This is a genomic window from Vasconcelosia minhoensis LEGE 07310, assembly GCF_015207255.1.
In the GTDB taxonomy this organism is placed as follows: domain Bacteria; phylum Cyanobacteriota; class Cyanobacteriia; order Phormidesmidales; family Phormidesmidaceae; genus Vasconcelosia; species Vasconcelosia minhoensis.
Genome location: NZ_JADEXG010000059.1, coordinates 22,796 through 32,594, shown reverse-complemented (window position 1 = coordinate 32,594; position 9,799 = coordinate 22,796). Strand labels below are relative to the sequence as shown.

The following is a 9,799-nucleotide window of genomic DNA, read 5'->3' as shown; positions in this document are numbered from 1 at the left end:
CGGTCATCATCGAAATCCAGGCAGACAGTTTTCGGCAGCACAGGGCTAAACAGCGTTCTCAAAAGCAGACTGATAAGACCGGACAAGTTAATTGACGCTGACCGGACAAGTTAATTGACATTTGATACCCCGTCACTTCGGGCTTCGAGGCGCTGGCTAAATCGAACAGCTAGGCATCATAGTTTGGGAGTACCTAGCTCTAGTCACCTATGCTCTAACGGGTAAATTTCAGGCGCGATCGCCCGAAACCTTAGACAATTCACCAGCAGAAGTACTACAGAAAATTTCCAAGTGGAACTGCAAAGTACCCAGACCCCAAAAAGCATTTGAAGCTACGACGCTATTGACAGCAGGTTTGTTGTTTGGCCCTTAGGCAGGCTGCTCAAGTATGCTCTGCCTGATATTTTTGAGAGTTCCCAAAACCTGGACTAGCTCATTGTCTCGTTCGATAGATAAGGCGAAAGAGCGGGCGTAAACAGGGGCTGGATGCTGCAGGAGTTTAATAAAAACAAATTCGCGGCCATTGACTAACAGGCCATAGACTGGCTTTTCCCGGTTTGGGGTATCAAGCATATAGGCCAAGGCCTGAGGTAGCGCAGTCATGACGTCGAAGCGCGTGCTTTTTGATTCGATCACCAGCACCCAGAACTGCCGACATATAACCAGAACATCTATACTGCCTCTGATGACGACTGCCTCGTCTTCAGCCTCAATTTCGATAGATTCTTCAGTTTGGAGGCTAAAAGGAGTCTGATAGAAACCTGCTAAGTCCAAAAGCGGTGAAAGTACAACCATTTTGACGGCTTCTTCCGAAAAAGATCTGCGGCTAGCCAGGTTGAGATAATTTTGCTGAACTCGCTCTAGCAGCCCTTTTTCATAATCTGTCGCTGCTGGAAGGCTAGCTCGCCATTCACCAAAAAAATCTTCTGACGTAGCAATTTCCAAATTGAAGTGACAGTGCAGCTCTTCCAAGCTGATATCCCTAGCTTGCGAAATCTGTGTCATGAAAGTCAGTTGCCTCAATTAGGTAGCTTCCGTTCGGATACGTGATTTGGACTGCTCGACAGTCCAGATCCTGCTCAAGGTTATCGCTTCATCTTTTATTTTATCCGTATGGTCTGTGTCTGCTAAGCAGATCGGCCCAATCAACTAGACAATTCGTGCGCCCCCACTCTGCTTTGCTCTAGCAGCTGCGGCAGCGTTCGGCCTGTCGGTGCATTAAACAGACGACTTGCCCCCAGCAGCATCTCTAGAGTATCCAGAATCACCCGCCCCGGCAACCTCCGTCATCGCCTGAATCGGAAACGTCAGATACTCAGATGACTCTCCCTGAGGTGCATAGACCAGCCGCAGGTGAGTGCCATTCAAAAGATGCTAATGGCTACCTTCGTCCCCTAACGTATTAGTTCAAAGTCGGTCGTGATAACTATCGAATCAGCTGGATAGGAAGATTTGGAAAGGCAGTAGCCCAGATCTGGTCAGCGGTAAGGATAGGTCCCTCCAAAGCTTTTCCCAAGGCAATGCAGGCGCGATCGCCTAAAGAAAGGCCGTAGGGACGGCCCTCTAGCCACAGTTGAGCTGCAGTTTCAGCCGTCTCCGCATCGAAGGTTACAATCGAGAGTCCCAGCGCTTCTAAATCATTACGACAGCCATCGACTGCTTCCCCACGCCTGACCAACAGCTGCAAGACCTCAGACCAGTTCACCGCTGATATTGTTGCCCCAGATAGTGCATCATCAACCTGGTCCTGTCCCGGTTCATCCAGCAGAAACGCTAACAAGGCCGAAGCATCTAGCACCGCAGTCATGATTCTTCCTGAGCAGCTGACCGACGCTCGGCTATCAGTTCGTCTATGATTCCCTGACCTTTGAGGTGGGCAAACCGCTGCTTCAGCCGCTGCTTAATAGACTCTGCTTTCTCGAATACCAGCCGACCGTTCTCAACTCTAGCCACTAAGCGATCGCCCGGCTTCAGCGCTAGCTGCTGCCGTAGCTCAGGGGGAATGACTAAACGACCACTCGCTCCAATTTGAACTTCCATAGGCTGATCTGCCATAAAACCATCACCATTGCCACATATGCCAAAATGTTGACACATCAAAGGAGTGAACGACAGGGGCGCTTAGTTAGTCATCAACCACAGATACTCCAGACCTACCGGTTCTTCTCGATGAGACTCAACCTGGTAGGTCTGCTCGATCCGAGCAGGCTCCGATTCAATTTCACGCTCAAGCGAATCCAGGCGACACTCCCAATACAGAGGCGCACAACCGGTAGAAAAGCTCGATTACTGCAGCGCGCGGCGCTTCCGTTGGAGTGGGTTAAGCCCTAAAATTGAGAGCAAACCAAATTTTTGGGAAGTCTCTGTATCGGCATGCGGCAGCAAAAAATCAGGGTTCGAGCCACCATCGTCGTTGGCTTAGTCGTCTGCTTGGCGCTAGCGGGGCTATGGCAGTTTAAGCCTGCTGAACGGTCCGGTCGCGCTGCCGATTCTACCTCCGCTGAGCTGCGAGGAGTCTGGCTCACCAACGTGGCCAGCGGTGTATTTTTTGCGCCTTGGGGACTGGCTCGTGCCCTCGATCAGCTCGCCGACCTGCACTTTAATACAATTTACCCAGTGGTATGGAACCGGGGGCAGACCTTTTATCCCAGCTCGCGGCTGGAGCAGCTGACCGGGGAAGCGGTTGAGCCGCTGTTGAACTTCGCTCATCTCGGCCAGGACGTGCTCGCGGAGCTGACGCGACGGGGACATCGCCGCCAGCTCAGGGTGATCCCCTGGTTCGAATATGGGTTTATGGTACCGATTCATGCCGCGATCGCGCAGCAGCATCCCGACTGGCTAACAACGCGCCAAAACGGGTCCTACCGGTTGCAGGAAAGCGTATTTGAGCCGCAGGCCCTGAGCGGTCGGCAGCGGCTAATCGATCGGCTATTTCACAATCCCCTAGCGGGCCAGCTGGCCTGGCTGAATCCGCTGCATCCGGCGGTTCAGTCGCTGCTGCTGGACCTGGTGATGGAAGTGGTCGAGGGCTATCCGGTGGACGGCATCCAGTTCGACGATCACTTTAGCCTGCCGGTCGAGTTTGGCTACGATCCCTACACCATTGATCTCTATCGGGCTGAGCACGGCGGCCAGGCGCCCCCGAGCAATCCCACCGATGGCGACTGGATGCGCTGGCGGGCCAGCAAGCTCAGCGGCTTTGTCAGTCGGCTACATGAAGCCATCACAGCAGCTCGCCCTGGCTGTACGCTGTCCCTATCGCCCCATCCGGCTGGCTATGCCTATCACTACTATCTGCAAGACTGGCAGCGATGGGTGGATAATGGCTGGATAGATGAGCTGGTTTTGCAGGTCTACCGGAACGATCTGGCCAGCTTTGAGACCGAGCTCTCGCAGCCGGGGGTGCAGTCGGCTCGGCAGCGAATTCCAGTCAGCGTTGGCATATTGACCGGGACCTGGGAACGTCCGATTGGGTTCGAGCAGATTGCCGAGCAGGTAGCCGCCAGCCGCGATCGCAACTTCCACGGCGTTTCCTTTTTCTATTGGCAAACGCTTTGGAGCTATTTCACTCCCGAGTCGCCCCAGACCCGCCGCCAAAAGTTTCGCGATCTGTTGCGCTCGCCATGACCCTCAGTCCCTCTGCCGATTCCTTTAGCCCTTCAGCAGCCAAGCCGCCTGTGGGTGCAATCTTGCCCAAACATGCAGCCCCAACCGGCGTGGGCTTCTGGCTGCGCTGGTCGGGAGCGACCGGCCTCGCCTTTGGGCTAACCCTGCTCTGCATTGAAGTAGGCGAAAAAACCGATATATCGCTGCTAGAAGCAGCGTTAGGCGGTTTGATGGTGGGCTTTGCCCAATGGCAAGTGCTGCGCCTGCACCTGTATCGGGCCTATGGTTGGATGGTCGCCACAGTTCTGGCCTGGGTTTTCCTAACCCTGGCTAACATCGGCGCTGTGGGATGGATGGCTCCGAGTACCCCCAGCCCGACGCTGCGGCTGATCTACGGGGTGCTGCACGGCGGCTATGCCGGCCTGGTCCTGGGCAGCGGCCAGTGGTTTGTGCTGCGGCGACAGATTCCCCAGGCCTGGCGCTGGATTGGCGCTAGCGTGCTGATCTGGGCGATCGCCATTGCCCTGGGCTGGGGCGTCGGTGGCCTGCTGCGGCTCGCGACAGATTTGTTTATCAGCGACGTGCTAGGGCTGCTGCTGGCCTGGGGCGCGATCGCGGTTCTCTCAGGCATTAGCCTAGGCTTGCTAATGCATCCCAGCCGTCGCCGATAGGATGAGCTGAGGCAGCGGCATGCTATAACCGTAGCGCCGTAGATCCCAATCGGGCGAGTTAGACGGCCTATCCCCTATGCTTACTTTAGAACGGCTGAAGCAGTCACCGTCGGCGGAATATCGCTGCGACCAGCCCCTCAATCTTTATCAGTCACCCACCTGTGAGGATTTAACCACCCAGGCCGATCGCGGTCGGCATTTGCAAATTATCGACCTGGCCGAAGGCCGTGAAAATCGTCCCACTGCTGTTCAGATACGTCTGTGTGAAGACGACTACCCGGGCTGGATTGCGTTTCCCCAGCCGCCGGCAGCGGCCGCTCTGCCGCTTTCGCTGCCCCCCCAACCTTACCAGCCGACCTCCCTGACGGCGGCTGAGATTCAGGCTCGGTTGCCGGCGGCGATCGCGTTTACTCGGGCGGCAGAGGCAGTTCCTAACCAGTATCTCTGGGGCGGCACAGTCGCGCCCAACTACGACTGCTCGGGCCTGATGCAGGCGGCCTTTGCCGCTGCCGGCATTCGAATTCCCCGCGATTCCTATCAGCAGGAAGCCTTTACTCAACCGATCGCCAAGGCCGACTTGCATCCTGGCGACCTAATTTTCTTTGGTACGGCTGAGCGAACGAATCACGTCGCACTCTATTTGGGCAATGGCAGCTACATCCACAGCTCAGGTCGCGACCAGGGGCGAAACGGAATCGGAATCGACTCTATTACAGACCTGAGCGATCCGATTAGCGCCGCATACCAACAGCAGCTTCGTAGCTTTGGACGCATTGTTCAGAGCTATCGGCCAGCCCAATCATTGCCCTAATTCGCTTGCCCTCCACTCTATTGCTCAATTCGCTGGCTTCCGACCGGTAGCTGCTGCCTATGACGCCGCTGGTTCATCGTCTGAAACCCTACCTCCGCTGGGCTATTTTAGGAGGTACGTTATTCTTTATTGCTCAGACCCTAAGAGATCACTGGCGAGACGTCACAGCGATTCAGGTGACGGCTCAGACCTGGGCCTGCTTGATTTGTGCCCTTGGAGTTACCCTGCTGGCGCACATTTGGTCTGGCTGGGTCTGGCATTGGATTCTTCAGAGCTTCAGTCAGCCCCTCAGCGGCACTTGGGCTGTTCAGGTCTATCTCAAGACCAATATTGCTAAATATTTGCCGGGCAACGTCTGGCATTTTTATGGGCGAGTTCGCGCGGTACAGGCAACCGGCGCTTCTGCTGGCATAGCTCTGTTCAGCGTACTGATGGAGCCGCTACTGATGGCGGCCGCCGCCATCAGTCTAGCGGCTGTCAGCAGTTCGCAGATCGGGGGGTTACAGCTATGGGTCCTGACGGTGACGCTAGTCGGTGTTCATCCCCGCCTATTCAATCCGGTGCTGCGACGACTGGGTCGGATTAAGGCCAAGGCGCAGAAGCTGGCTGAAATCGAACCTACGGTTCAGCTCAGGCACTATCCGCTGAAGCCGCTGCTGGGAGAACTGGGCTTTGTTATCCTACGGGGAACCGGCTTTTTGCTTACCGTCGCGGGGCTGCTGGGCATAACCTGGGAACAGGTCTTACCGCTGCTCAGTGCTTTTAGTCTGGCCTGGCTGCTGGGGCTAGTGGTGCCGGGTGCCCCCGGTGGGATAGGCGTGTTTGAGGCAACCGCGATCGCGCTGCTGGACGATCAGTTTTCAGCCGGGCTGGTTCTGAGCAGCGTCGCGCTTTATCGGCTGATCAGTACCCTGGCAGAAGTGGGCGGCGCCGGCCTAGTTTGGCTCGATCAGCGCCTCAGCCGCCGCTAGGCAACGATTCGACGATATCACCGGCAATCCATCAACCCATCGTCCTAGTCGTCAGTCTGAATCGGGTTAATCTCATTAGGATGTTTAATTGAGCGAATCATCAGTCCCCATGCCTGACTCTGCGCTATCCCCAAGCCTCAACGCAGCAATTGGACCGACCGGCCTCGTTCTCTCGGTTGTCATCCCCATATATAACGAGTACGACAGCATTCCGCTGCTGGTTGACCAGGTTGGCACCGTTTTAACCGAGATGAATCTGCCCTACGAGCTGATTTGCGTCGATGACGGCTCTACCGACGGGTCGGCGGACCTGCTCCGCCAAATTGCTTCGAGGCGGCAGGATTTACAGGTCGTGATTCTGCGTCGCAACTACGGGCAGTCGGCGGCGATGGCGGCGGGCTTCAACTATGCGGCGGGTCGAGTGATCGTCACCCTCGATGGCGATCTGCAAAATGAACCGGCCGATATTGCAACCGTCTTTCATAAACTCGAGCAGGGTTACGATCTGGTCAGCGGCTGGCGCCAGTCCCGGCAGGACAATACGCTTACCCGGCTGCTGCCATCGAAGCTAGCGAACTGGCTAATCGGTAAGGTCACTGGGATTGAGCTGCATGACTACGGCTGCTCGCTGAAGGCCTATCGGGCCGAAGTTGCCCATGATATGCATCTCTACGGCGAGCTGCATCGGTTTCTGCCAGCCCTAGCCTTTATTGAAGGGGCGCGAATCACTGAAATTCCCGTACGTCATCACGCTCGCCGGTTTGGTCAGAGCAAATATGGACTCGGTCGAGCCTTCCGGGTTCTGATGGACCTGTTTACCATCTATTTCATGAAAACCTTTCTGACCCGGCCGATGCACATCTTCGGTTCCTTCGGCATTGTTTCGATCCTAATCAGCCTAGCGCTAAGCACCTATCTAGCCGTTATCAAGTTTTTTCGACAGGCCGATATTGGCAACCGTCCCCTGCTGCTGTTCGCGGTCGTCCTTTTCATCGCCGGCATTCAGCTGCTGAGCTTTGGCCTGCTGGCCGAGATGATGATGCGCACCTATCACGAGTCTCAGCGACGGCCGATCTATCGGGTCAGAGAAGTGGTCGGCTGCTCAGCGCATCGCGATCAGCCCGGGGCCTCATAAACCCGGGGCCTCATAAAAAAGCGAAGCGCTATCGATCTAACGCTTCACTATTGATGGATAAATTGACGGCTTCTTGACGGCTTGGCTAGCCGGTTATGTCGCTATCCGCAACTAGACGGCGCCACTGCCGGCCCGAGCCCGGTTGGGTAGAACCCAGCAAAAGATCGGACAGAGCACTGCGGTCATCGCGCTAATGGTGAAAATGACCTCTAGACCATTTAAAAGTTCGGTATTCATGGATTTCGCCTCCAAGGAATGCAGATGATAGGGGGAATGCAGATGATAGGGGGAATGCAGATGATGGGGTTCAGATAAAGAGGCGCGTTCCTTCGGGGAGCTCCCTACTTCCGCCCTGATTTCTGGTCTTTTCTGGCCTCTTTTCTGATCTCTCAGAAGTCACTACAGGCGCTAAAGCCAAAAATCCAGAAAGGGTGCCAGAAAGGGTGACCGACAGACTTATCTCTTGTCTGTATCCATTTTGACATTTGCACCTCTGAACTGGCAGGGGCTACTTAATATAAATTAATGGTTTCGATTGACAAAATGCGCTACCGGCCGATGGCTCTCACCAAAAACACGCCGCTGAAGTACAGGAAGAGGACAGCACCGCCCAGCAGGCTCTGGGTAATGGGGTCGGTAGAAGGCGTCAGCACTGCGCCCAGTACCGCCGCCCCCAGCAAAACATAGCGCCAGCCCGAGAGCATTGTCCGCGAGCTGACAATGCCTAAAAGCCCGAGCAGCAGCTGAATGACCGGGATCTGGAAGGCCAATCCGGTGCTGAATAGCAGCAGCAGCACAAATTCAAAATACCGATCGATCGACCAGAGCTGCTCGACCACATCGGCCCCATAGCTGATAAAGAAGCTGAGTGCGGCCGGGATCAGGGCGATGTAGGCAAAGGCCAGCCCGGCGAAAAACAGGACGCTTGAGCCCAGCACAATCGGACCCAGCAGCCGACGCTCGCGGCGGGTCAGCCCCGGTAGCACAAACTGGATAATCTGGTAGAGCAGAAAAGGGCTGGCAATCAGAATGCCGCTGTAGCCGGCGACCTTGATCGAGACAAAGAAATATTCGCCCGGCGAAAGCTGGAGAAATTTGGCGCCCTGGGCTGGCACCTCTAGCAGCTCGACAATCCGATTGACTACGGTAAAGCAGCCAATCACCCCCGCCGCGATCGCGATCAGCGCATAGAAGATGCGCTGACGCAGCTCTTCTAAATGGTCGAACAGCGACATTTCCACGTCGTTGGGCACCTCATCCAGCGATGCCTCGGACTGGGTGGCGCGATTGGGCTGATTGCTCAGCTGTGACTCTGTTGCGGTCTCTACATCGGTGGGCGGCGTCATAGGCTCCGGCAAGGGGGCTATCGGATCTTTCTCATTCTAGCTAAACGATTTTGCTAAACCCTTCTGGCCGCTATCTTATTCCGCCGAGTCAGCCGTATAGATGGCCTGGCTAGTCTTGCCGAGTTCGCCCATCGGAGCGGGTTCAGAACCGTTGTGGGACAAAAGTACGGCGCCAGCGTTGCCGGTAAAGACGTCGATACTCTGCTGCGCTTCCCACAGCTGCGATTCTCCTGGCGGTAGCGTGCCTTCAAAAACCTTACGCCCGTCAGCAATCACGCTGATCCAGGCGTTTCCTGTCGTGTCTAGGCTGACATAGACCGGGGCCTCGCTGACTGGTTCCGGCGGTGGGGCCGGTTCCGGCGTTGCAGCCACTGGCGGGGCAGGCGGCTCAGCGACTTCGGGGGCTTCAGCTTCAGCGACCGGCTCGACTTCAGCCGCGGGCCGACTGCCGGAAAGGTTCGCTAGCAGGGCGACCGCCCCCACGACTAGCACGGCTAAAATTCCGGCCAGGGCGTAGGGCGTAAAATTGATTGACTGGCTGGAGCGGGCTGAGCTAGACGGGGCCTTAGGGCTATAGGGTGTAGGGACAGATATCGGAGCGGGAGCGGCAGGATCCGGCGGGTCTGACGGCAGGGTCGGCTCAGCCGCGATCGCGGCGGCCTGGGCGACCAGCGGCTGCGCCTGGTTGCCGTTGGTCTCAGCGCTGTCTGGCTCGGTCGTCGGTGCTGCCGCCGCTTCGGTCGCCTGAACCGGTGCCTGAACCGGCTTGCGAGCCGTATCCGCCGACGGGGCTAAATTCGACGGCGGGCTATTTTGGGGGCTGCGACCGAACGGGATGCCGTTGGTCGTACGGGGGGGAAGGTCAGCCGGTATGCCCCGAGGAGCTGCGGGCCTCAGTCCGGAAAATTGCTGAGCCAGCGCTTGACCATCGAGTCCAAGCGCTTCGGCGTAGCGTCGAATGAAGCCCTGGACATAGACCGGCTCGGGGAGCCGGTCAGGGTCTGCGGCTTCGAGCGCAGCCAGGATCGGCGGGCGAATGTAGGTACTAATCGCAATATCGTCGAGCGACTTGTCGTGCTTTTCGCGGGTCTCTCGAAGAAAAGCACCGATTTTACTCAGTTGCTCCCATTGAGCTGCGTTGTATTTGGTCACGATAAACCCTGTTAAATCCCAATCACTGTTTCAAACCCGGTTCGCCAGCTGACGAGTCCTGACAAACGCTGCTGTTTATTTTATGAGTGAATGGGGCTTTGTGGGAA

The 9,799-nt window shown here is 56.5% G+C and carries 12 protein-coding genes; 5 read left to right on the top strand and 7 right to left on the bottom strand.

Annotated features, from left to right (window positions below; genetic code table 11):
- Positions 1 to 369: 369 nt before the first annotated feature.
- The 4 genes from IQ241_RS19970 to IQ241_RS19955 all read right to left on the bottom strand — a co-directional run bounded on the left by IQ241_RS19970 (position 370) and on the right by IQ241_RS19955 (position 2,040).
- A complete protein-coding gene (locus IQ241_RS19970; protein WP_193910622.1) occupies positions 370 to 1,005 on the bottom strand; it encodes a type I restriction endonuclease subunit R in 636 nt (211 codons plus the stop codon).
- 213 nt (positions 1,006 to 1,218) lie between these two features.
- Positions 1,219 to 1,368, bottom strand: a complete 150-nt coding sequence (locus IQ241_RS19965) for a hypothetical protein (RefSeq protein ID WP_193910620.1) — start codon at positions 1,366 to 1,368, stop codon at positions 1,219 to 1,221.
- 58 nt (positions 1,369 to 1,426) lie between these two features.
- The gene (locus IQ241_RS19960; RefSeq protein WP_193910618.1) at positions 1,427 to 1,807 is read right to left on the bottom strand and encodes a type II toxin-antitoxin system VapC family toxin; all 381 of its coding nucleotides are present in this window, start codon (positions 1,805 to 1,807) and stop codon (positions 1,427 to 1,429) included.
- Positions 1,804 to 2,040 carry an AbrB/MazE/SpoVT family DNA-binding domain-containing protein gene (locus IQ241_RS19955; protein WP_228021887.1) on the bottom strand — a complete coding sequence of 79 codons (237 nt, stop codon included), beginning with the start codon at positions 2,038 to 2,040 and terminating at the stop codon, positions 1,804 to 1,806. Before IQ241_RS19955 ends, IQ241_RS19960 begins: the two co-directional genes overlap by 4 nt.
- Before the next feature lie 312 nt (positions 2,041 to 2,352).
- Between IQ241_RS19955 and IQ241_RS19950 the strand changes: the two genes are divergently transcribed.
- The 5 genes from IQ241_RS19950 to IQ241_RS19930 all read left to right on the top strand — a co-directional run bounded on the left by IQ241_RS19950 (position 2,353) and on the right by IQ241_RS19930 (position 7,194).
- Positions 2,353 to 3,627: a glycoside hydrolase family 10 protein gene (locus IQ241_RS19950; RefSeq protein ID WP_228021886.1), complete on the top strand. Its 1,275-nt coding sequence runs from the start codon at positions 2,353 to 2,355 to the stop codon at positions 3,625 to 3,627.
- Complete coding sequence (locus tag IQ241_RS19945; protein WP_193910611.1) at positions 3,624 to 4,277, top strand: hypothetical protein; 654 nt, start codon at positions 3,624 to 3,626, stop codon at positions 4,275 to 4,277. The genes IQ241_RS19950 and IQ241_RS19945 overlap by 4 nt, the downstream gene beginning before the upstream one ends.
- Before the next feature lie 76 nt (positions 4,278 to 4,353).
- On the top strand, positions 4,354 to 5,088 hold the full coding sequence (locus IQ241_RS19940) for a C40 family peptidase (RefSeq protein WP_193910609.1): 735 nt from the start codon (positions 4,354 to 4,356) through the stop codon (positions 5,086 to 5,088).
- 59 nt (positions 5,089 to 5,147) lie between these two features.
- A complete protein-coding gene (locus IQ241_RS19935; RefSeq protein ID WP_193910607.1) occupies positions 5,148 to 6,059 on the top strand; it encodes a lysylphosphatidylglycerol synthase domain-containing protein in 912 nt (303 codons plus the stop codon).
- 109 nt (positions 6,060 to 6,168) lie between these two features.
- A complete protein-coding gene (locus IQ241_RS19930) occupies positions 6,169 to 7,194 on the top strand; it encodes a glycosyltransferase family 2 protein (RefSeq protein ID WP_193910605.1) in 1,026 nt (341 codons plus the stop codon).
- A gap of 111 nt (positions 7,195 to 7,305) precedes the next feature.
- On the opposite strand, the gene IQ241_RS26040 is transcribed toward IQ241_RS19930, so the two are convergent.
- The 3 genes from IQ241_RS26040 to IQ241_RS19920 all read right to left on the bottom strand — a co-directional run bounded on the left by IQ241_RS26040 (position 7,306) and on the right by IQ241_RS19920 (position 9,692).
- A complete protein-coding gene (locus IQ241_RS26040; RefSeq protein ID WP_265579919.1) occupies positions 7,306 to 7,431 on the bottom strand; it encodes a hypothetical protein in 126 nt (41 codons plus the stop codon).
- A 311-nt stretch (positions 7,432 to 7,742) separates the two neighbouring features.
- Entirely contained in the window at positions 7,743 to 8,540 is a 798-nt protein-coding gene (tatC, locus tag IQ241_RS19925) for a twin-arginine translocase subunit TatC (protein WP_193910603.1), read from the bottom strand.
- A 75-nt stretch (positions 8,541 to 8,615) separates the two neighbouring features.
- A complete protein-coding gene (locus tag IQ241_RS19920; protein ID WP_193910601.1) occupies positions 8,616 to 9,692 on the bottom strand; it encodes a helix-turn-helix domain-containing protein in 1,077 nt (358 codons plus the stop codon).
- Positions 9,693 to 9,799 lie beyond the last annotated feature (107 nt).